Source organism: Haloarcula sp. R1-2 (genome assembly GCF_011627385.1).
Taxonomy (GTDB): Archaea; Halobacteriota; Halobacteria; order Halobacteriales; family Haloarculaceae; genus Haloarcula; species Haloarcula marismortui.
On record NZ_JAANTG010000002.1, the window covers coordinates 876,552 to 897,734 of the forward strand.

General features: G+C 65.0%; 24 protein-coding genes. 11 read left to right on the forward strand and 13 right to left on the reverse strand.

The features are described 5' to 3' along the window. Positions 1 to 40: 40 nt before the first annotated feature. Positions 41 to 718 carry a helix-turn-helix domain-containing protein gene (locus tag G9C82_RS12565; protein ID WP_004958182.1) on the reverse strand — a complete coding sequence of 226 codons (678 nt, stop codon included), beginning with the start codon at positions 716 to 718 and terminating at the stop codon, positions 41 to 43. Positions 719 to 803: 85 nt separating this feature from the next. After that, entirely contained in the window at positions 804 to 1,325 is a 522-nt protein-coding gene (locus tag G9C82_RS12570) for a hypothetical protein (protein ID WP_127014446.1), read from the reverse strand. 379 nt (positions 1,326 to 1,704) lie between these two features. On the opposite strand from G9C82_RS12570, the gene G9C82_RS12575 reads away from it, so the two are divergent. From G9C82_RS12575 to G9C82_RS12605, 7 genes are read left to right on the forward strand one after another with little or no spacing between them, the layout of a single operon-like run. Next, on the forward strand, positions 1,705 to 3,942 hold the full coding sequence (locus tag G9C82_RS12575; RefSeq protein WP_127014270.1) for a type II/IV secretion system ATPase subunit: 2,238 nt from the start codon (positions 1,705 to 1,707) through the stop codon (positions 3,940 to 3,942). Continuing rightward, positions 3,932 to 5,824, forward strand: a complete 1,893-nt coding sequence (locus G9C82_RS12580) for a type II secretion system F family protein (RefSeq protein WP_127014271.1) — start codon at positions 3,932 to 3,934, stop codon at positions 5,822 to 5,824. Before G9C82_RS12575 ends, G9C82_RS12580 begins: the two co-directional genes overlap by 11 nt. Further along, positions 5,821 to 6,546, forward strand: a complete 726-nt coding sequence (locus G9C82_RS12585; protein ID WP_007188734.1) for a type IV pilin — start codon at positions 5,821 to 5,823, stop codon at positions 6,544 to 6,546. The genes G9C82_RS12580 and G9C82_RS12585 overlap by 4 nt, the downstream gene beginning before the upstream one ends. Next, the gene (locus G9C82_RS12590) at positions 6,539 to 6,985 is read left to right on the forward strand and encodes a hypothetical protein (protein ID WP_007188735.1); all 447 of its coding nucleotides are present in this window, start codon (positions 6,539 to 6,541) and stop codon (positions 6,983 to 6,985) included. The genes G9C82_RS12585 and G9C82_RS12590 overlap by 8 nt, the downstream gene beginning before the upstream one ends. Then, positions 6,982 to 7,686 (forward strand): hypothetical protein, encoded by a 705-nt coding sequence (locus tag G9C82_RS12595; RefSeq protein ID WP_127014272.1) that lies wholly within the window; start codon positions 6,982 to 6,984, stop codon positions 7,684 to 7,686. The genes G9C82_RS12590 and G9C82_RS12595 overlap by 4 nt, the downstream gene beginning before the upstream one ends. Then, entirely contained in the window at positions 7,679 to 8,083 is a 405-nt protein-coding gene (locus G9C82_RS12600) for a hypothetical protein (RefSeq protein ID WP_007188737.1), read from the forward strand. Before G9C82_RS12595 ends, G9C82_RS12600 begins: the two co-directional genes overlap by 8 nt. Beyond that, positions 8,080 to 8,613: a hypothetical protein gene (locus G9C82_RS12605; RefSeq protein WP_127014273.1), complete on the forward strand. Its 534-nt coding sequence runs from the start codon at positions 8,080 to 8,082 to the stop codon at positions 8,611 to 8,613. The genes G9C82_RS12600 and G9C82_RS12605 overlap by 4 nt, the downstream gene beginning before the upstream one ends. 58 nt (positions 8,614 to 8,671) lie before the next feature. Here G9C82_RS12605 and G9C82_RS12610 read toward each other — a convergent pair whose 3' ends face one another. Continuing rightward, positions 8,672 to 9,184, reverse strand: a complete 513-nt coding sequence (locus G9C82_RS12610) for a hypothetical protein (protein WP_127014274.1) — start codon at positions 9,182 to 9,184, stop codon at positions 8,672 to 8,674. Positions 9,185 to 9,335: 151 nt separating this feature from the next. Between G9C82_RS12610 and G9C82_RS12615 the strand changes: the two genes are divergently transcribed. From G9C82_RS12615 to G9C82_RS12625, 3 genes are all read left to right on the forward strand, one after another. Further along, the gene (locus G9C82_RS12615) at positions 9,336 to 10,940 is read left to right on the forward strand and encodes a cryptochrome/deoxyribodipyrimidine photo-lyase family protein (protein WP_127014275.1); all 1,605 of its coding nucleotides are present in this window, start codon (positions 9,336 to 9,338) and stop codon (positions 10,938 to 10,940) included. Positions 10,941 to 11,008: 68 nt separating this feature from the next. Beyond that, positions 11,009 to 11,821, forward strand: coding sequence for a winged helix-turn-helix domain-containing protein (locus G9C82_RS12620; protein ID WP_127014276.1), 813 nt, complete (start codon positions 11,009 to 11,011; stop codon positions 11,819 to 11,821). 295 nt (positions 11,822 to 12,116) lie between these two features. After that, positions 12,117 to 12,350, forward strand: coding sequence for an HTH domain-containing protein (locus G9C82_RS12625; RefSeq protein ID WP_004515058.1), 234 nt, complete (start codon positions 12,117 to 12,119; stop codon positions 12,348 to 12,350). 74 nt (positions 12,351 to 12,424) lie between these two features. Here G9C82_RS12625 and G9C82_RS12630 read toward each other — a convergent pair whose 3' ends face one another. Genes G9C82_RS12630 through G9C82_RS12640 form a run of 3 tightly spaced genes read right to left on the reverse strand, consistent with a single transcriptional unit; the run spans position 12,425 to position 15,282 of the window. After that, positions 12,425 to 12,979 (reverse strand): hypothetical protein, encoded by a 555-nt coding sequence (locus tag G9C82_RS12630; protein ID WP_007188741.1) that lies wholly within the window; start codon positions 12,977 to 12,979, stop codon positions 12,425 to 12,427. After that, entirely contained in the window at positions 12,976 to 13,743 is a 768-nt protein-coding gene (locus tag G9C82_RS12635; RefSeq protein ID WP_004958129.1) for a P-loop NTPase, read from the reverse strand. Before G9C82_RS12635 ends, G9C82_RS12630 begins: the two co-directional genes overlap by 4 nt. Before the next feature lie 60 nt (positions 13,744 to 13,803). Next, positions 13,804 to 15,282 (reverse strand): cobyric acid synthase, encoded by a 1,479-nt coding sequence (locus tag G9C82_RS12640; RefSeq protein WP_127014277.1) that lies wholly within the window; start codon positions 15,280 to 15,282, stop codon positions 13,804 to 13,806. A gap of 75 nt (positions 15,283 to 15,357) precedes the next feature. Between G9C82_RS12640 and G9C82_RS12645 the strand changes: the two genes are divergently transcribed. Then, complete coding sequence (locus tag G9C82_RS12645; RefSeq protein WP_004958126.1) at positions 15,358 to 15,627, forward strand: hypothetical protein; 270 nt, start codon at positions 15,358 to 15,360, stop codon at positions 15,625 to 15,627. Positions 15,628 to 15,652: 25 nt separating this feature from the next. On the opposite strand, the gene G9C82_RS12650 is transcribed toward G9C82_RS12645, so the two are convergent. The 7 genes from G9C82_RS12650 to G9C82_RS12680 form a co-directional block, all read right to left on the reverse strand. Then, positions 15,653 to 16,303 (reverse strand): cob(I)yrinic acid a,c-diamide adenosyltransferase, encoded by a 651-nt coding sequence (locus G9C82_RS12650; protein WP_127014278.1) that lies wholly within the window; start codon positions 16,301 to 16,303, stop codon positions 15,653 to 15,655. Positions 16,304 to 16,372: 69 nt separating this feature from the next. Then, complete coding sequence (locus G9C82_RS12655; RefSeq protein WP_127014279.1) at positions 16,373 to 17,089, reverse strand: adenosylcobinamide amidohydrolase; 717 nt, start codon at positions 17,087 to 17,089, stop codon at positions 16,373 to 16,375. Next, entirely contained in the window at positions 17,082 to 18,140 is a 1,059-nt protein-coding gene (locus G9C82_RS12660; protein WP_127014280.1) for a threonine-phosphate decarboxylase, read from the reverse strand. Before G9C82_RS12660 ends, G9C82_RS12655 begins: the two co-directional genes overlap by 8 nt. Positions 18,141 to 18,205: 65 nt before the next feature. Then, on the reverse strand, positions 18,206 to 18,745 hold the full coding sequence (locus G9C82_RS12665; RefSeq protein WP_127014447.1) for an NTP transferase domain-containing protein: 540 nt from the start codon (positions 18,743 to 18,745) through the stop codon (positions 18,206 to 18,208). Further along, positions 18,745 to 19,548: an adenosylcobinamide-GDP ribazoletransferase gene (gene cobS, locus G9C82_RS12670; protein ID WP_127014281.1), complete on the reverse strand. Its 804-nt coding sequence runs from the start codon at positions 19,546 to 19,548 to the stop codon at positions 18,745 to 18,747. Before cobS ends, G9C82_RS12665 begins: the two co-directional genes overlap by 1 nt. Further along, complete coding sequence (locus G9C82_RS12675) at positions 19,539 to 20,462, reverse strand: CobD/CbiB family cobalamin biosynthesis protein (RefSeq protein ID WP_127014282.1); 924 nt, start codon at positions 20,460 to 20,462, stop codon at positions 19,539 to 19,541. Before G9C82_RS12675 ends, cobS begins: the two co-directional genes overlap by 10 nt. Then, a complete protein-coding gene (locus tag G9C82_RS12680; RefSeq protein ID WP_127014283.1) occupies positions 20,456 to 21,094 on the reverse strand; it encodes an HAD family hydrolase in 639 nt (212 codons plus the stop codon). The genes G9C82_RS12675 and G9C82_RS12680 overlap by 7 nt, the downstream gene beginning before the upstream one ends. Positions 21,095 to 21,183 lie beyond the last annotated feature (89 nt).

Sequence of the window (21,183 nt, forward strand, 5' to 3'; positions counted from 1 at the left end):
CAGGAGAATGGCTACCCCGGCGTTCACGCCGAGAAGGATGTCATTGTGCGAGTGCGTTCCGGAACTGGTCGGGGCCGACCGTCGAACTGATGAGCTGTTTTTCAGCTCGGCGCAGGAGATCGGACGCCGCGGCGGCCGACACATCGAGCTTGTCGGCGAGTTCCGCCGTCGAACACCGACGCGGGGAGTCGTAGTACCCCGCAGAGAGGGCGACGGACATCGCCCGATACTGCCTGTCCGTGAGTCCAAACTGATCGCGCTCGCCAGGATTTTCGGGGTCTGAAGCGATGTTCAGCAGTTCGAGCGGGATGTCGTTGACCGCACACCGGTCCCGTAGCGCACTGAACGCCTCGTAGTCGGAGAACACCTTCTGCTCCCGTATTCCGTCGCTGGTGACCGTCGCGTCCATCGCAACGCCCTCGAACTCTTCCGGGTCGTGTGACGCGATGAGATCCGGTGCGTTGTCGACAACAATCTTGTAGAACCAGCCATCGGCTGTCTGCCCGATCTCCGCCGCATCAGTGATCTGTGGCTGTGCGCCCAGTTCGCGCTCGAACGCGCCGCGGGAGTCAGCGTTGACACTAACTGTAAGCAGCAGTTTTCCGTCTTCGAGGCCGACAGCGTTCGAAATCGAAAGCTCACCGCTCGGAATCGAATCCGCCACGCCAACCAGCGGAAGGGTCTCGTCCGCGAGGAGGATTTCAGCAACGATGGCCATAGCGTCCAATCGGATTCGACGTATAAAGTCGCCAGCATAGCGATTACGACACGCGCTGATAGCACCGCTCCGAGTTCGAAGACGCTCAGTCAGCGCTGGACGCTGTCTCACCTCCCAGCAATCGCTGTAGCTGTTCGATCAGGCCGTTACCCCTTGGATGTCCACGATACACCCGCACGGAATCGAAGCCGGCATAGCCGTGGTCCCCGGATTCGTCTCGCTCCCAGTACAGCCATGCTGTCTCCTCGCCACCGTCGAACCCCATCTCATCGACTGGGAACGTGAGCACGAGTGACGACTGGCCGTCCGCAGCATCGTCGTCCGGCCCCCTGATCTCACCATCGTCGACGGGTCGAGCGCCCTCGCCGTCTTCCAGTGCGAGACGCGAGCCGAACCGATAGCGAACGGCCCGCTCAGTGGGGTCGAACGTCTCGCTGTTTCCGTCGTTGGTGACGAACTCCGACTGCTTGACTGCGACGGTGACGGTTTCGTGTTCCGACAGGTCGATGAAGTTCTCCGCGTTCTCAGGTTGGATGTCGATCGCGATCTCAATCGGGAAATGGGCTGCTGCGACGCCGCTCAGGCTCGGAACCGCCGCCGCGGTCACCCCTGCACCAAGTGCTCCTTTGAGGAGCTGTCGGCGCGTGGTGGGTGTCGATTCTGGACTAGCAGTGCTTGTCGCTGGCTGCGTTTCTTTCATCCAGATGATTGATTTGCGGGCTCAATTATGATGATTCTGGTGCATATCTCGAAAGTCCAAATTTAGGTAGACGACAAGCGGACGCATCCGCGTTTACCACTCTATCTTTGTGATTTTTCGACACTATTTGGCGGTCGACTATATTGCTACTGTAATATGTTAGCAAAGAACCCTCCTTGATCTACACCGACAATCCATATCCTATTCTTCTGGCTCTTATATTTTGACTAAATTACGCAAAATCAAGTCTACAACTTTAAGTATAATGGGTAGTTTAAAAGCGCGTATGACCGAACAGGCTGACACGGAGACTGCACCGGTGGTCCCCACACCGACGCCACCGGATGCCGCCGACGCTTGGTACGCGCCGGACGTTCGCGAGCAAGACGAGGTGTATCCGGGCGTCGTCGTGACTGTTCGACGTGGACGGAGCGGGTTCCGGTACGACGTCCGTGATCCGGTGCTTTCAGCGTCAGAAACCGACGCACTGTCGACCGTCGAGTCACACTTCGCAGGCGCGAACATCGAGCGGCCACGGACGCGTGAGGGGGCCGTAGAGCGAATGAACGGGGGGTTCGACGCGAAACACCGCCGGGTCATCGATCGGTTGGTCGATGCGTCGCCAGCGAGCCGTCGTCGAGTCGAGTACCATGCGCTCTCGTCGCTGGCGTGTTTCGACGACCTGACCCCATACGCGCTGGATTCCCGCATCGACGTCGCCGACGTGACTGACGATGGCGTCGTCGTCCACACTGACGATTACGCTCCGGCGGAGACTGACCTCGGACCGGACCCGGCGTATCTTAACCGGTTCGCGAGCGAGCGTGTCGAGCGCCACACCGTCCGGTTCCAGGGGTTCGAGATTCCCGTCGTCGTCTACCGCGAGCATCTCCTTGGTGCTGACCCGTTCACGACGAAGTACGCGGTTCGAGAGCCTGACCTGCTCCCCGGCGACGAACAACTTATCGAAGTGTGCAAAGAGCGCGTCTGGGAGACCGGCGTCGACGGCGTCGTTCAGGACCGCGTCGATTTCGTCCGGGAGCGCGCCCGCTCGCTACTGGCTCGGCAGCTAACTGTCCGCAACACGACCGAGTGGGTCGACGCCGCCCGCTACCGGCTACGGTCGGCGCTGGCCGAACTCGATCTGGCCGTGCCGCCGGTCGATCATCGGTTCGCCGACGACAGACTCGACGACCTGCTGTACTACGTGCTTCGGGACCTGGTCGGCTACGGGAAGCTCACCGTCCCGATCCGGGACCACACGCTTGAGGACATCGAGGCGAACCGGGTCGACGAGCGCGTGAAAGTTCTGCCACGCGCCGACCTTGGCCACGACGGTCGGGTACCGACCAACCTCGCCTTCGATTCGGAGGCCGCGTTCGTCAACGTCGTCACGCAGTTGGCCGCCGACGATGGCGTTGAACTCAACGCCTCGAACCCGAGCGCGAAGGTCAACATCGACCCCGACGGCGATGGCCTCCACGACGCCGACGACACCATCCGCTGTGCCGTTGCCCTCCCGACTATCAGCGAAGGCGGTCCCCACATCTCTATCCGGAAACAGTCGGGTGATGCGATGACACCGGTCGATCTAGTCCAGCGTGATTCGCTGCCGACGGAACTCGTCGCGCTGCTGTGGCTCCTGTATGAATCTCACGGCGTCGTCCTCTTTTCGGGACCCACCGGAGCCGGCAAAACGACCCTGATGAACGCGCATATGCCCTTTATCCCATATCGGGACCGTCCCATCAGTATCGACGAAGGGTCGCGTGAGGTCCGAATCCCGCACGAGACAGGTGTCTCGCTCACTACTCGGGACCACGAGCGGGACCACCGCCGCGTGACGATGGCTGACCTGATGACGCAGTGCAATTATCTGAACCCAGATATCGAGGTCATCGCAGAGATCAACACCGCCGCGTCGTTCGAAACCTTCGCTGAAACGCTCAACACCGGCCACGGCGTTATCGGGACGACCCACGCCGGCGACATTGAGTCGCTGGTCAACCGCGTTATCGAAAAGGGCCTGCCGACCTACCTACTCGAAGAGATCGACCTCGTCGTGTTCCCCCGGCACGTTGATGGGGAGCGCTATGTCGGCGAAGTGGTCGAGTTCGTCGACGACCCGTCCGTCGTCGAGAGCAACAACGACCGGAGCGGGACGATACACAAGGACGGGACGACCATCCACTGGAACAGCGTCTGCTGGCGGCGGCCCGACGGGAGCTTCGAACTCGCCTACGACCACCCGCAGTTCGGCGACGACCGGCGGCAGGTCGACACCGGTATCTTCGACCGACTCTCGGATCTCCGTGACGAGCCGGTGTCGGCTGTCGAGGACGCGTTCCACCGTCGCCACCGCTACGTACAGTACCTCGTTCAGGAAAGACTGACCGGCTTCGACGACCTGTTCGGCGTTCTGGCCGACCTGGAGACCAACGAGGCAGCGACCGTCGAGCGGCTGCGGCGACAGGCCGGCACCCCCGACAGTCCACAACTGGAGGTCGGTACGGGTGACGACTGAGGGCGGCGGGACGCTCGGCTTGCTCGACCGGGGTCTGTACGCCCTGTTCGCCCACCACGCCGAGGATGACAGCCATGCAAGCACGCGTGACCGCTACCGGGCCGCCTATCCAAGTGCCGGCTTCGGCGTCTACGTTGCCAGGGTGTACGGGCTCTCGTGGCTGGCACTCGGTGTGGGCGTTGTCGGAACCGCCACGGCAGCGATGCTCGTGCCGCCGGAGACGTTCGACTCGTTCATCGCGGTGCTCCAGCAGAGCCTCCCGGTTATCAATCGGCTGGCGCTCCCAGCGGTCCCTCGCCTTCTCGTGGCCACTGTGCTTGGAACCGGCGCTGGACTCACGCTCAAACGGGGCGTGTTCGTCGCTGGAAATCGGTATCTCTCGTGGGTCGCCAGCGCGCGGCGCGCGGACATCGCAGCCACGCTTCCCGGCGCAGTCAGATACCTCAGAGTCCTCGCCTCCGGAACGCACGACCGGCGTGAGATGCTACGCGCCGTTGCCGAACAGGACGCCTACGGCGAGACAGCAGTCGCCTTCCGGCGCGCGCTCAATCAAGGTATTCTCACTGGCAGTCTCGACACCGGTATCGAGCGGGTCGCCAGCGAGACGCCTTCGCGGGACTTGCTTGCGCCGTTTCTGCTGAAGTTCCGGGAACACGCGAACCAGAGCGCCGAGGCCCTGGAAGGATATCTGGAGATGGAGGGGCGCTTGCTGTCACACGAGCAGAGCCGACAGCACGAACGGGCGACCGGCTATCTCGAATTGCTCGCGGAACTGTTCGTCGTGTTGCTGGTGTTGCCCGCGCTCGTGGTACTCATCGTCACCGTGATGGGCATTCTTGCGCCCGGCCTCTCCGACCCGGTCGCAACGCCGCTGGGCGAGACGACCGTCCGTGCCATCGTCGTCTACGGGAGTGCGGCGTTCGTGATGGCTGCCGGCCTGCTGGCAGCCTTCGTCGTTGCTACGCTCCGCCCGCGGAACACGGCCGCCCCGAGCTACAGCCTGCCGGACAGCCCCGTCGCGATACTCGCGACGATTCCATCGAACCCTGCGAGCGCACTCCTCGCCTGCGTGCCGCTGGGAGCCGTCGTGGCGGCCGGCCTCTGGTCGCTGGGCTACCGGCCGGTCAACGTCGCGCTCCTCTCGTATGCCACCGTCGGCGTCCCCGTCGGTGTGGTAACGGTCCGCCGGGCCAGAGCAGACGACGCGAAGGACCGGGAGATTCAGGACTTCGTTCACGCGGTGGCCGGCCACGTCGCGCTGGGCCGCCCGTTTCCCGAAGCGGTCCGACGCGTTGCCGACGATGTGGAACTCGGTGCGCTCGCTAGCGATGTCCAGTCACTCGCGTTCACGCTCTCGCTCGGTGATAGCCCCGGTGACGCCGCGGCCGACCGCCGTGCCGCGGCACTGGACCAGTTCGTCGACCGCGTCGGCACGCCGATGGCTGAACAGACCATCGGGCTGGTCGTCGGTGCGCTGGATACGGGGAGTGATGCGGAGGACGTGTTCGAAACGCTCCAGACAGAGATAGGACAACTCTACCATCTGCGCAAATCAATCCGCTCAGCCCTGCTCGTCTACGTTGCCGTCGGTTGGACGACGGCGCTGCTCGTCATCGGCATCACCGTCGCCGTCAACATATACGTCCTTGATAGCTTCGCGCAACTATCCGCCGTCTCGGGCGGCGCGAACATCGCCTTCGACCCGACTGCGATCAAGCCGGCCCGGGAGCAACACCGGTTCTACGTCGTCACGCAGGCGACGATGCTGGCCTGTGGCTGGTTCGCCGGCACGGCGAGTCGCGGTGTGTACGAAGCGCTGTTGCACTCCTCGGGGCTGGTACTCGTCGCTTACGTCGTCTTCGCGGGGGCTGGTCTGATTTGAATCCCGACACCAGCGCCCAGTCACACGTCGTCGGCGTGGTGCTGTTGCTGGGGCTGACCGTCGTCGCGCTCGGTGGGCTAACGGCTGTCGTCGGGAGTGTCGTCGACGGACACACGACGACTGCCGACGAGGCCCGCGTTGCCGACACGTTCGAGACGGCGTTCCGGCCAGTAGAGCAGACGGGCCACCAGACGGCCCGCGTTCGGTTTACTGAAGGGCGGCTGACAACAGCGGAGCGGGAACTGCGCGTTCTCAACGACTCCGGGGTCCGGCAAACGGTCCCTGTCGATGCGGTGGTGTACGAGTCCGGGGATACCCCCGTTCGGTTTCTCGCTGGCAGCGTTGTGCGCGGGACAGCGGGGAACGCGTGGCTCGAAACTGACCCGCCGGTGACGGCGACGCGGGACGACACAGCGGTCATCGTCGGCGCACCGCTGGTCAACGCCAGCGGCGGCACAGTGTCCGGAACCGGCGGTGTGTCTGCAGGCATCCGACAGAACGTCAGCCACGAGCGCGAACGGCTCCCGACCGACAACTACAGCGTGGCTATCGAGACGGAGACACCCCGGCCGTTCACTGAGTACTTCCAGCGTGTCGGTGCAACCACGCGAGTCAGGGATATTGACGGCGACGGCGTCCAGAGCGTCGTGGCGACCTTCCCCGGCCGGCGGACGCTGTATCTGGTCCGCCACGATATGCGGACAGAGGTGGGACATGGATAACCGCGCGCTCAGCACGGTCGTCGAGAAACTGCTGAGCATGGGGATAGTGCTGCTGTACCTCGGATTAGTGACGACCACGCTGTACGGTGGCACTGTCCCGGCGTACCAATCCGCCGTCGGGACAGAACTCGGCGACCGAACACTTGCCGAAGCGACGGCTCGCGTCGAGCAGGCTGTCCCGCCGGATGCTCGGGCCGTCTCTACAACTGTTCGGGTGTCGCTGCCGGCCACCATTGACGGTGCAGGATACAGCGTCCGGACTGACGGAGATGCTCTCGTCCTCGACCATCCTGACCCCGAAATCGGCGGCCGAACACAGCCGTTGTTGCCCGACAGAGTCGATACCCTCGAAGGTGAATGGCAGAGCGGTAGTCCGACCGTGGTCGCTGTCTCTGGAACACGGGGGAGCGTGACAGTGACGCTGGAGGCAGAGCGATGACCGAACGGTGTTGCGTCCCTGCCAACAGTCCGCGTGCCCAGACATCGCTCGCGGCGCTCGGCATCGCGCTCGTGCTGTTGACCGTTGTCACTAGTCTGGGGATTGCGATTGCCGACACGGCGATTGCTGGTGCGGACAGAACTCCTGACGAACGACGGGTCGCCGCCGCGACTGCCGACCAACTCGTTGCGGCGGACGGACCGCTAGCCGCCCGGAGCAACGTGCTCAATCAATCCCGGGTGGACAACTTCGACCGGGCGGCGCTGGAGCGGAGCGCACCGCCAGCCAGTGAGTATGCGGTCAGCGTCGAACTGGCTGACGAGGAGATTGCACGCAGCGGCACAGTGCAGGGCGGCACGCGGATCAGCCGTCTCGTCGTAGTCGAGGCTCGGGAACGACGAACACTCACCCCCGACCTGACGACGACCGACGCGGTAACGCTCCCTCGCCGGAGCGCACAGGCCACCGTAACTATCGACCCGCCGGCCGGCACGACAGTCTGGACGGTCCGCGCTAATGACCGGGTCGTCCTCCATAACAGAAGCGGGCTGCATGGCAGCTACGAGGTCCCGCTGGTGCCCTACGAGACGACGGAACTGCGCTTCCAGCGCGCCGGCCGACTCGAACCCGGGAACGTAACCCTCGGCTACGATGCCCCGCGGTCGACGAAAGAAACGCTTGTGGTGACCGTCGATGCCTAGGGCACAACTGCCGCTGTCGCTCGTGGAAGTTGCCCTCGGGACAGTGCTGATTCTCGGCGTCGCGCTCGGGTTTGCGCTGGGGACACCAGCGCCGGACCGGCAGGGGCCGCAACTTGATGCGTACGCCTCGGATACGGCAGCACTCCTCGCTAACGACCCGCCGCGACACAGCGGAGCGACGCGGCTGCAGGAGATCGTGTCGAGTCCGACGGCGTTCGACCGCGAACGGGACGCGCTTTCGAACCGGGTCGCCCGCATCCTGCCTGACAATGTCCTCTTTCGGGTCGAAACACCGCACGGGGCGGTCGGTACGCCGACGCCACAGGGTGTCAGCACCGGGACCGCAACTGTGCCGACGGGCCACGGGAGTGTCCAAATTATCGTGTGGTACGCATGACCCGGCGCGGACAGCTAGTCCTCGTTGCGGCCACAGTCGTGGCTGTCGCACTTGTCCCGATTCTCTTTGCGTCCCTGCAACTGGGGTATCATGACGACGTTCGCGCGACAGCAGACTACGATGATGACCCGTCTGTTGACGCGCTTCGGGTCCTTGAGCGAGCCGTCGCAACCGAGAGCGCATCTATCCCGAGTCAGTACGCCTGGGCCGTGAACGATTCGGCAGTGACGGCCCTTCGCACTGGACTAAGACCTCGGCTTGACCGACTCCAGACGTCCCGCATCGAGGACGGCATCCACTATAACATAACCTACAACGGTACTGCGACACAGCAGTGGAAAGACGCGAATTGTCCGTCGGGGCCGGACCGCCAGTTCGGGGACTGCACCGCCGACCGCGGCGTCGTCGCACAGGACCGCGTGGGCCGTACACACATTCTCGCAGTTGGCTTCGATGTGACGACAACAACCGAACGTGGCGAAACAACTGTCACCGTAGTTCTGGAAACTAGCGGCCGGTCCTCACGGTGACAGTCCGGAACAAAACTGCACCTCTTGCCACAAATCAGGAGACGGTCCGTTGTGTGCGCTACTCCGTCGCGCCCGGCGTTTCAGTTCGAACTTGCGACCGGATATCTTCGAACGTTGCTTGCGAGAGGATACCGGTGACACTTTCGATTGAAAGGGTACCGATGAGGCCGGCTGGTGGGCCAGTGACCAACAGCGCACCCGCCTGGGAAATGGAATCGTCGATAGTGAGGCCGAGGTCAGATGTCGCACGCTCTTCGAACGAGTTGATTGCGTCTTCGGCAAGGCTCTCCTGTGCGGTGCGGTATTCCGCCTGTGCCTCGCTTCGTGTGAGATTCCCTGCCTGAATTTCGGACTGGATCTCCTGCTGTCGTTCCCGCAACTGTGTCTGGTCCGGCTCGACCACGACCGTCACCGTCGCGGAGTCCGCGTTCGCGGTCTGGCTCTGCGGTCCCGTCCCGGTTTCCGTTCCGCCGCTACTGATTCCCTGAAGGGCGTTACAGCCAGCGAGCGACACTGTCGCGCTTACTCCGGCGAGTTCCATGAATCGGCGGCGTGTGGACTCGAATTCCATCATTGACTAGCGCGGGTCTCGCGGTGTAATCCTTCTGGTAGCCAGATACGGCTGTTCGGTTCTGGCAATCACGACTCCTGTCCCGAGCGGTGCGGCCCTGAAAGACGAAAGACAGTGGTGTCTGTGGTCCAATACTGAACTAATAGCGCGTATGGCGGGACTGGAATCGGAAAAGACGCTGGAGACACCACGGCAAGACGCGATTCCGACGCTTGCCGACGACGAAGCCGGGACGGTCGTCTGGCATCGCGAACACCTGCGAATCCGCGACCAGGCTGCAGTAGCGAGGGCTACAACATCCGAGTACGTGCTCCCGCTGTTCGTGTTCGACCCGGCGTTTTACGGCGCAGACGGCCTCGCCTGTGACAGCCGTATCCGGTTTCTGCACGACTGTCTGGCCGACCTCTCAGACCGGTATCATACCGCCACTGGTCGCGGACTCACCTACGCCCACGGGGACCCAGTAGATGTACTGGGGCGGTTCCGCGAGGCCGGCTGGGATATCGTGACGATGGCCGTTCCCACAGGCCGCTACGGCCGTGACCGGGACCGCCGCGTGCGAGAACAGTGCGATGTTACTTTCGTCGACGGCGATGGGCTGGTTCGCGACCGAACAGAGGCCCGAGAAGGGTGGCAGGACGACGTGTCAGCGTGGTTCTCCGCCGACCAGTACGAGTGGGACCCGGGGACCGTTACTTCTCGAAGCTTCGACAGCGGTCTCGGCGTCGACGCAATCGAGGAGTACTACGACATCAGGCCGTCGAAATCCGACGTTCCTCGCGGCGGGACCGGCCCCGCCCGCGAGCGACTGTCGGCGTTCGCCGAACAGATCGACGACTACCCGGGGAACATCTCTGCGCCGACGGACGCACGAGACGGGACCAGCGGGCTCTCGCCGTATCTCGCCTTTGGCTGTCTCTCTGTGCGGCAGGTCATCCAGTACATCGACGAGCACGCGCCCGACGGCCGCGGGAAAGAGATGTTCGTCTCGCGGTTGTTCTGGAACAAACACTACGAGCAGAAGCTCGAAGACTGGCCCGGCTGGCTTGAGACGGCGGTAAACCCGGTTCTCGAGGGGTTCAACGCGGAGCAGTACGACCCCGATCTGGTGGCTGCCTGGAAACACGGACAGACCGGGTTTCCGATGGTCGACGCCTCGATGCGGTGTCTCAGACAAACGGGTTGGCTCAACTTTCGGATGCGATCGATGTGCGCCTCAGTCTACTACCACCTCCTCCAGCAGCCGTGGCGGATCGGCGCGGACTGGTTTTACCACCATCTCATCGACGCCTCGGCGGCGATCAACTACACGCAGTGGCAGTCCCAGTGTGGGCTGGTCGGCAAACCGGCCCTTCGGCTGTACAACCCCCGCAAGCAGGTCCGCGACCAGGATCCGGACGGCGAGTTCATTCGCCAGTGGGTGCCCGAAATCGAGTCGCTCCCTGACGAGTACCTCGACCGGCCCGAGCAGACGCCAGTCCACGTACAGGCGTCCTGTGGCGTCGACATTGGCGATGATTATCCGCACCCAGTCGTCGACTATGACGCGGCCCGACAGGCGTTCCACAGGCGGTACGAGGCAGTACGTCCCGATGCGGCTGATGCCCTGGATGACCCAACGATTGCACGTCGCGCCTCGTTTTCCGGTGGTCGCGAAGCCGCTGCACGCATCGCCGCGGAACACGGGACGGATGCCTCCAACGCCCCGGAAAGCGGGGGGACACAGGCCAGTCTCGACTCCTTCGGCGACGAGTAGGCCTACTATTCGGGCAGTGTTGCCAAACGCCAAAGAGGCTAAGATGATTGCCCACACAGACGTATCCAATGGCGGAGGGTCCAGACGACACCGGTTTCGAGGACTGCCAGTTCCTTACTGGGTCACCACAGCGGTTCGCGGTGTTGGCCCAGCTCCGGGAGCGACCGGCACGGCCCACCGACCTGTGTGATGCGGTGGATGCAACGCGAACCACAATTCAGCGGATACTCGCGGGCTGCACCGAGCGGCAGTGGGTCGTCAAGCGGGACGGCGAGTATCAACTCACGGTGACTGGGCAGCGAGTGTTCGACCAGTATAGCACGCTTCTCAGCGAAATCGACCAGGCACGGACAATCGGCCCGCTGGCTGCCCATCTCGGCGCTATCGCAGCAGACCTCCCGTCGGAGCTGCTAGACCCTGAGTGTCTCACGACGAGTTCCGAACAGAACCCCCTGGCCGCGATTGACCGGTTCACGGACTGGCTGCACGAGGTCAATGGCGACGTTCGAGCCATCTCGCCTATCGTAACGTCGGTGTTCAACGATGCCGCGGTGGAGCTGCTCGAAACGGGGACACATATCGAGTTCATTATTGACCACAGTGTCCTCGAACGGTCCGCGTCCGACTTCTCAGATGCACTGGAGCGAGGCCTCGAACACGAGAACATCGACACACACGTCCACGACACCACGCTCGATATCGGTCTCGCACTGGACCGCTCGCGGGTCTGTCTGGCGGCCTACGACGACCGGAACAACCTCCGGGCGATAGCGGAATCTGACGCTACAGCAGTGTATCACTGGGCTGAGACAGTGTTCGACCGATACCGGGAGCGTTCACAACCGCTCGCGGCAGTTCTGTCTGTACAGGAAAAGAACTGATAACGCGCTGGTATGGAAGGGCCGAAGGGAGCACTGGTCGCGCTCCAGCACTTACTGGAGGGCGGGATGGCGTATCCCCGGAATAGAATATAGCTGGGGGGTGTCTATACTTATTCGCTGTAACTGTTTCGGGAGCCAACATATGTTACAGGGCCTGTAACAGCCCTGATTTTCATGCCTCTGTGCTCTGACGTTCCTGAACCTTTTTCGACAACAATAGGCTGTGTTTCTATACTTTCACCCAGAATGAAATAATAGCCGACAGTATAAGTGTGTGGCAATCGTTGACAGAAGTATGTCTCCGCCTGGACGAGAGATCCAGTACACTGAATCGGACGTTATCGAGGTGTTCAAACACCGAAACGATTACGCGGAGCCACTCACGGCGTCGGAGGTGGCGGACAGACTCGGCTGCTCGCGCCGAACCGCACTGAACAAACTCCACGACCTCGAATCAGAGACAGATATCACGAGCAAGAAAGTCGGCGGACGGTCGCGGGTGTGGTGGATCCCGGTCCGAGCAGACTGATCTCGACTGGTGTAGAGTACGGCCGGACAGTGCCGACCTCGGCGGGTGTATCGAACTCCAGCTAGGCAAGCCCCTCAGAAATCCCACTCCTGAGCGCGTTCGCGGGCCTCCGAGCGCGCCTGCTGTTTGATCGCCTCGATTTTCTCCGCATCGTCAAGGAACGCTTCGACAGCGCTCTGTTCTCCGGATCTGGACTCAGTTGCTGTCGCCTCGTCGTCCGTTGTCGACAGCCGCTCGTCGGGGGCCGCCCGCCGCGTGCTGTCGGCCAGCGCCGGGTCGCCACCAAGCCGTTCGGCGGGCATCCCGGGCGGGACTCGCAGGTCGGCTGCTTCGTGTGCCGATTCGAGGTCGGCGGCGTCGAGTGCGTACAGTGAGACGTGATACGGGCCGGGAATGGCGAGGTCTGCAAGCGCCGGCGGGCCACCGCGGTCCGTCCCAGTGTGGTAGGCTAACGCCGGGACGCCGTCGGTAAACGTGATGACGCCCCGGCCCTCGCCGTCGAGCAGGAGCGTCTTCTGGGACTCGAAGACGGCGTAGCCGGTCAGCTCTCGGTCGAGCACGTCCGCGAGTGTGTCCCGCGGGTCCGTGACGACGCGTGACTTGTCGAGTCGGCCGCGGGGTAACTTCATAGTGACTCGGGGATGACAGCGCTCTGGAACCGGTCGGCGGCGTCGGCGGCCGTCCCGTTCTGGACTGTGAGCGCCTCTGCGGCCGCTCGGTAGGCTGTTGCCGCCTCACATTCGGGGGCGTGAGCAAGGAGTGGCCGGCCAGCACGGCGTGCTTCGCGGGCGCGCTCGCTCTCGGGAACTGACGCGAGCGTCGGCCCGTCGAAGTACCGCTCGGTCTTCTCGGAGACTTGTTCGATAGACTCGGACTCGCGGACCTTGTTGAACAGGAGGCCAGCAACGTCCGTATCGTAAGTCGTCGCGTACTCCTGAACCTTCAGCCCGTCCGAGATGGCTGGAATCGTTGGCTGGAGGACAACAACGATGCGGTCGGCCAGCACGATTGGCAGGACTGCAGTCCGGCTGTCTAACGCCGGTGGCGAGTCCAGCAGAATGATATCCGTGTCTTCTGCAAGCGCCGCAACCACGTCTCGAAGCCGGCCCGGGTCGGCGTCCCTGAAGCCGTCCAGACTCGTTCCGCAGGGGACGACAGTCATCCCGAACCGGTCGTACGTGGCTGCCTCGACGGGCGCGTCAGCAGCCAGTACATCGTGCAGCGTCGTCTCCGCATCTGAGAGGCCGGCGTGAAAGAGGAGGTTCGCCATGCCCGTGTCGGCGTCGACGACTGTCACGTCGTAGCGGTCGGCAAGCGCCATCCCGAGAGCGACGGTGCTCGTCGTCTTGCCAGTTCCGCCCTTCCCACTGGCGACCGCGAACACTTCGACCATTGGAGAATATTGCGAGCTAGCTGCATATAAATTTCCGGTATCTGAGAAAGTATCAAACACTCACTGGTCGGACAGTCCGAGCGGCCCGAGGTCGACGTGGTCGGTGATGAGACCGGCCGCTTGTTTGTACGGGTCGCCGTCGGCTCGCCCGGTTGCCGCCGGGAGGACAGTACCAGCACTCTCGAATGTATTTCTCACGAAGGCATCTCTGGCAGTGTCGTTGATGAAGAGGTCATGGAGGTAGGTTCCAAGAACGGTATCGGTGGCCGCGCCGTCACCGTCGAAGGGACGGGCCGCCGCACCCGTCAGCTTCGAGTCGCCCATGTGAATCTCGTAGCCCTCGACGGTTCCGCTTGCCCCGGAGAGTGGGCCGACGCCATCGATATCTCGCTGGACGTGTTCCACGGTCTTCGATTCGCTGAATTCCGTCGTCACCGGGAGCAAGCCCAGTCCCTTGACGCGGTCCGCGTCGCCGGTCCCCTCGATTCCGGCGTTCGTGATCGCCTCGCCGAGCATCTGGTAGCCGCCACAGAGGCCGACGACGGGGCCGTCGAACGCCCGTAGTCGGTCACCGAATCCAGCGTCGGTAAGCGTCAGCAGGTCGTCGACCGTGTTCTTGCTCCCCGGCAGGACCACTGCGTCGGCGTCGTCGAGGGCGGCATCAGGCGGGATGTACGCGACCCTGACGCCAGGCTCGTGGGCGAGCGGCTGGAGGTCGGTAAAGTTCGAGATGCGCGGGAGCCGCGGGACCGCGACGGTGACGCCCTCAGCGTCGGGAACGGCGTCATTGTCGCCGACGACAGACCGCTCGCCGACTGGCGGCAGCGCGACGCTGTCTTCCTCGGGAAGCCCGGGGTCGTCGTGTGGAAGCACGCCGAGGACGGGAACGCCGGTTCGGTCCTCGAACGCATCGATGCCCGGGTCAAGCAGCGACTGGTCGCCACGGAACTTCGTGATGACCGCGCCGGCCACCTGCTTGCGGATGTCGTCGGGGACCAGTTCCAGCGTCCCAACGAGCGACGCGAACACGCCGCCGCGCTCGATGTCCGCGACGAGCAGGATGTCGGCATCGGCAAAGCGCGCCGTCTCGATGTTTGCTAGGTCGCGGTCGTGGAGATTGATTTCGGCGATGGAACCCGCGCCCTCGGCGACAATCACGTCGTGGGATTGCGCGAGTCGGTCGTGGGCAGCGCGAGCGGTCTCAAGCGCGTCCTCCCAGTGCTCGTCGTAGTAGCCTCGCGCCTCGAAGTGGCCGACCGCATCGCCGTCCAGAATGAGCTGTGATTCGCCGTCACCCCGCGGTTTCAGCAGCACTGGATTGTGGTCGGTCGACGGCGCAACGCCGGCTGCGCGGGCCTGAACGTACTGCGAAACACCGACTTCGCCGCCCGGTGTCGCCCGGGCGTTGTTGCTCATATTCTGGGCTTTGAACGGCGCGACCGAGACACCACGGTCGGCCAGATAGCGACAGAGCCCGGCCGCGACGGTCGACTTGCCGACGTGGCTGGCCGTCCCGGCGACCAGCAGCGTGTGGGCCATTACGACGGTCTGGGGCCGCCTGGAACATCAGTGGTTCGGCGAGAGTTCTTTGTCTCGGCCTGCCGAAGTCTGTCCGTGACCGACGAACGACTCCAAGCCCTCCACGAACACCTCACGAAAACCGGGGAGCGGCCGGTCGAACGCACGGCCAGCCGCTGGCTCGGGGAGGCGGAGGCCGTCGCCGCCGACATTGCTGAGGGAGACCCCTCTGAGGACGTGCTAACCGAGCGGCTGGCGACGGTCGACCACATTCTATCACACGTCGACAGCACCGACGATGCCGTTGCCGACGACCACGTCGAAGCGGCTCGCGAGATTGTTGATGCCCTGCTGGCCGAGCGGTAAGTACCTCTCTTGGCCGCCGGGACGCTCAGAACTCCGTGCCCTTCCGCGCGCCCTGACCGGCGTCGATTGGGTGTTTCTCCTTGCTGACTTCCGTGATAAGGTCCACGTGGTCGGTCAGGAACTCCGGCCGCTCGTGTCCGCCTGTGAGGACGAGTTCGAGGTCGTCGGGCTTGGCCGCAATAAGCCCAATCACGTCCTCGGGGTCGACGAGGCCGCGGTTCGCGGCGTAGAGAACTTCGTCGAGGACAAGCATATTGACCCCCCCCTCTGGCGGACCGTCGGCGTCCTGTGGCGTCAAAAGGTCGGCGTCGGCGCTGGCCTGCACAATCTCTTGGGCGCGGTCGAGTGCCCCCTTCGCGCGGGCCTCGTGTTCGTCATCCTCGCTCCCGTCGAGGAAGCCGTGCCAGCCGTAGTGGCCGGCGTTCTCGTAGGAAAACCCTGGGAGCGCGGCGATGGCGTTGTACTCGCCGCGCACGTCTTCGACGGTGCTGGTCCCGCCTTTCATGAACTGCAGGAGGTGGACGCGGTAGCCGTGACCGACGGCACGGGTCGCCATCCCCAGCGCCGCCGTGGTCTTGCCCTTGCCGTCGCCCCACCAGACCTGCACCAGCCCGAACTCCTCGGGCACACTCGGACTGATGGGCTCGGCGGTCGGTCCGGCCGTGTTGTCGCTCATATCCGTTTGTTCGGTTGGATTCTGTTTAGCCGTTTGGACTCCGGGACCGTCGTGGGATACACTGTCTTCTCACGGCTCGAAAATCTCGGTATCCCGGTCGGTGACGACGCCGTACTCCGCGCCGTCGACGGTCGGCAGGGCGTCGCCCCCATAGCGGGCGGCCAGACTCGCTCTGATAGCATCGCGGACACAGACGCGGGTAGCGGCCCCAATTTCGGTCGCACTCCCGGCGAAAGAGGCGCGCTCGGCGCTCGGGACACAGCCGACGATGGCCGCGTCCGATGTGGTTCCGGGGACGCTTGCCGCGTCTAGCAGCGTCGCAGCCTTCGCCTCGACGGCGGTGGCGAGCAGCGTCGCCAGCGCGCCCTCGTCCAGCGCCCGGTCGACACCGACGATGAGATTGACCGTCCCGGGCCGCCAGTCGGGGCTGTCCGCCGGATTCGACGCAGTCCCGTCGGAGCCGTCGGCTGTCTCCGCTGCCGACATCGGCAACGCGGCGGGGTTCGAGAGACCCGCTGTTGCCAGCACCGACACCGACCCGCTCCGGGCACAGCGGGCGTGTTCCATGTGAACACCAGTGAGCAACGTCGGGCCGACGGCGAAGCCGGCACCAGACAGCCGCTCGGCGCGGTAGGCGTTGAGGTCGGTCCGCTCGAACCCCTCGGGGACGGTGACGTTGTAGACGGCGTTCGCGGTCCGGTAGCCGCCGTCCCACGCTGTCGAGAGCCAGCGTGCTCCCTCGCGGCGAATCTGGCAGACACCGTCACGGACAGTCGTTTCAAACATCCAGCGCATCCAGCAGCCGGTCGTTTTCTTCGGGGGCTCTGACAGCGACGCGGATGTGCGAGTCCAGCCCCCGGAAGGTGCGGGCATCCCGGAGTGCGATACCAGCCTCGCGGGCCGAGGCGAGGATATCGTCGACGGACTCGTCGGCCTCGCTGACTGACAGCAACAGGAACGGCGCATCGGAGGGGGACACGTCGAACCGCGTCGCCAGCCGCTCCCGCATGCGTGCCCGCTCGTCAACGATGCGGGCTTTCGTCTCCGCGACGAACTCGTGTTGTCCGTAGCAGTGTGCGCCCACCGCAGCCGCGGCGGCGCTCATCGACCAGGCACGTCGCGCGGTGGCGAGTCGGTCCCCGGCGTCGCCGGTCCCGACGGCATAGCCCATCCGGATGCCGGGGAGACCGAATAGCTTCGTCAGCGAGCGTGCGACGATGACGCCCTCACGGCCCGCCAGCGACTGCTCGTCGGTGAACCCGAGAAAGGCCTCGTCGACCAGTAGCGTCGTCCCGGCTTCCAGACAGTCATCGGCGAAGGCCCGGAGCGCCGCGGGGTCGGCGGCTTCTCCGGTCGGATTGTTCGGGTTGCAGACGATGGCGAGCGCGTGACTGTCCGGGTCGGCGGTCAGCAGTTCGTCGTGTGGAACAAACTCCGGCGTCCCGCCCTGAAGCCGGACTTCGCGGGCATACTCGCCGAAGCTAGGGTACGGGACGAGGACGCTGTCACCCGCTCGAACCGTCGTCTGAATCGCCAGCCGTATGGCTTCGAGGCCGCCGGCAGTAGGTATCACCTGCGCCGGGTCGCAGCCGACAAAGGACGCCGCGGCCTCGCGGAACTCGGGGTAGTCATCCGCCGGATACGAGCGGGCTGTGTCGAACGCCTCCCGGTACGCTTCCGCGGCCTCCGTCGGAACGCGGGGGTTCGTGTTCGCGCTGAAATCCAGGAGGTCCGGGTCGTCGCTACTGCCGTGTGGCACGCGTCCGTCCGGACCGATGGCGTCTCCGGGTCCCTCGCCGCCACTTGCCCGCAAGCCCTCGACCGAATCAGGGTCCATTGACAGTGGCTACGGTGGGCGATGTGGAGAAAGTTTCGTGGCGGCTCGGTGTCCACTGCATATGGTTACAGCCACTGTTCCGCTACGCGCGCATCAGCGAGCGTGTTGACGTTGACTGCGACACGTCGGTCCCATGTGAGCCAGGCGTCGTCGGGGCCATCGCCGACGACGTTGATGCCCGTCGGCGCGACTTCTCGGTTGCCGCTTTCGAACGTCGTGTCGTCGCTGACGCCAAGCTCGCGCTTCAGCGAGGCCGGGACCAGAACTGACAGCGAGCCCCCGTTATGCCTGTCGAGCACGCGGTCAACTATCTCGCCGTCAAGCAGCGGAAGGTCGGCGGCGACCGTCAGCACCGGCTGGGAGAGCCGGTCGTCATTCAGCGCCGCGTCGAGGTCCGCGACGTACCCCTCACCCGGCGTCTCAATGCACGGAACGTCCAGATGTGACTGCGTTTCCGGTGCGTTGGGCGACGTTGCGGCGATAATTCTCTCGACGGCACTATCTTCGAGTGCACCGACGACACGGCCGACCATCGGGACGCCGCCGATTCGAAAGAGCGGTTTCTCGACCTTGGTGTCGAGCCGCGTCCCGCGACCGCCACACATCACGAGAGCGTCCACGCGAGCACCCCCCAGTCGACGAGCGGTATCGACCAGACGCCACCGAACAGCGACCACACGGCGACGCCGACGTGGAGCGCGACGGCGCGCGTGAGTTCGTTGGCCGCGCCGAAGGCGTCGCCGCTGACGCCGCCCAGTCGCTGGTCGGCCCAGTTTGAGAGACCTATCGCCAGCAGCGGGCCGGTAAGAACTGCGACTGTGGCTGCCGGAACAGCGATAATGGCGGCCGGGAGTGAGACGGCGAGTGCGCCGACGAGGTGGCGCGGGCCGTTCCCGTCGATGACCGTCGCGCCGAACCCCTCGTGGCTCGGGCGGCCGATGCAGGCCAGCGTCGCCATCGCCAGCTTCGCCCCTACCTCGGCGGCGAGGACCAGCGAAACGGCGACCAGCGGCGGGAGCCGGGCGACAGCCAGCGCGGCCAGTGCGAGCGCGAGGAGGACGGTCCCCAGCGCAAGGACGGCCCCGACGCCGATGGTCGTGTCCCGCATCACGTCGCGGCGCTTTTCGGGGTCGCCGTGGACAACGGCGGCGTCTCCGAGGTCAGCGAGGCCGTCGGCGTGGTTGACACCGGTGACGAGGACGACGCTCCCGAGGTACGCCGCGGCGACGACCGGGGCTGGGAGCAGGCCGGCGGCGAGGAACGGGAGCGCGACGAGGCCGCCGACGACGTAGCCGGCAAGCGGGAACGCTGCCGGCGTCCCGACGAAGGCGTCCCACGCCTGTTGGCTGTGGCCAACCGGGAGCCGTGAGAGGAACCCGAGCGCCCCCCGGACCGCAGTCAGAACCACGCGACCACCCCCAGAGCGGCCAGCACGTACGCCAGCACCCCGGCGACGCCGACCCGCGTCACGCTGCGCTGGGCCGTCGCCACGTCGGGAAGTCCTCTCGCAGGGTTCAGGACGTACACGCCCGGCTTCTCCAGCCGAACGTCGAGCGCCGCGGCGGCCGTCCCCATCGGCCACCCGGAGTTCGGCGAGGGGACGCCGTCCAGCCAAGCTCGGGCGCGGGTTACGGACCGCGGCGACCCACAGGCGAGGGCAAGCAGGAGCGCGCTCAGCCGGGCCGGGAGCCACATCACGGCGTCGTCGAGCCGCGCCGCAGGTGTCCCGACGCGTTTCGAGCGGTAGCCCAGCATCGAATCCATCGTGTTGACGGCCTTGACCCACGCCGCTGCACCGGCAGCGACGGGAAGCGCTGGCAGGCCGACGCCCGTAGCGACGAGTCCCCCTCCAACGAAGGCGGCCAGCGACGCGACGAGGCCGTCGGCGAGGTTCTCCGACGCGCTCTCGACGGCGGCGCTCCGGACCTCGCCCGCAGAGAGAGCGCTGGCGTCGCGACCGGCGAGTGCGAGTAGCCCGTCCCGAGCAGCCGGGAGGTCGGTGTCGGTGTCAGCGATGACGCCCCGTGCGGTCGAAAGGAGACTGCGGAGACTCGTGGTCAGGAATAGCGTGAGGCCGGCGAGCGTGACGGCAGCGAGGGGCGCGACACTGGCGGCGAGTGCGACGCCGCCACCGACGACGACAGCAACTCCAACGGGCAACAGCGCCGCGGCAAGTCCCCCGACCGCAAGCGGGTGGTCCCACTCACGGTCGACCGCTCCGACGAGCCGTCCGAACCACGCAACCGGATGCAAGCGGGTCGGCGGCTCACCGATTGCGAGTCCCAGCCCGCCGGCGACGGCCACCGCCAGCGCGCTCAACACAGTTCGTCCTCCCGGAGTTGTTCGGCTATCGCCGGTAGCGAGTGGTCGTCCAGTAACATCGACTGCGCGCCCACGCGGCCCGCGCCGCCGTCCGTCCGGGCGTCGTCGCCGACGTGGACGAGGTCTGCGAGCGCCACGCCAAGCGCGTCGGCGGTCGATTCGAAGATATTCGGATGCGGTTTCCGCCAGCCGCAGTCGACGCTGGTGACGACGGCGTCGAACGAGTGGTCGCTCCGGGCTTCGATGGTTGCTCGTTCCAGCGTTCGCTCGACCAGCCCTGGGACGCTGCAGTTCGAGCAGACAGCGACCGGGCCTCGCTGTGCGGCGGCGTCCAGCGCGTCGATGGCCCCCTCACGGACCGTGACCGGGCTGTCGAACGCGTCGAGGACGGCTTCGGTCGCTGTTTCCTCGGTGACCTCGGTTCCGCGGCTGGCAAGCGCTAGTCGAACGTGCTCGTCCAGCGGCGCTTCCCGACCGCGGTCGTACTCACGATGGGCCGAACGGTAAGCGTCCTCCCAGTCGTCCGGGACCCGAACCGACCGGGCCGCAAGCGACTCCGCGACGGCGTCCCACGGCTCCGACGGCCGGTCTGCCGTAACGAGCGTCCCGAACAGGTCGAACGAGAGTGCCACACCTGTGTGGTTAGTGCAAGCTCACTTGAACTGTGGGGTAGCTGCGGGAACGGTCGGGGTACGCGGTGCTGCTGTCGGGCGTTCTGGAC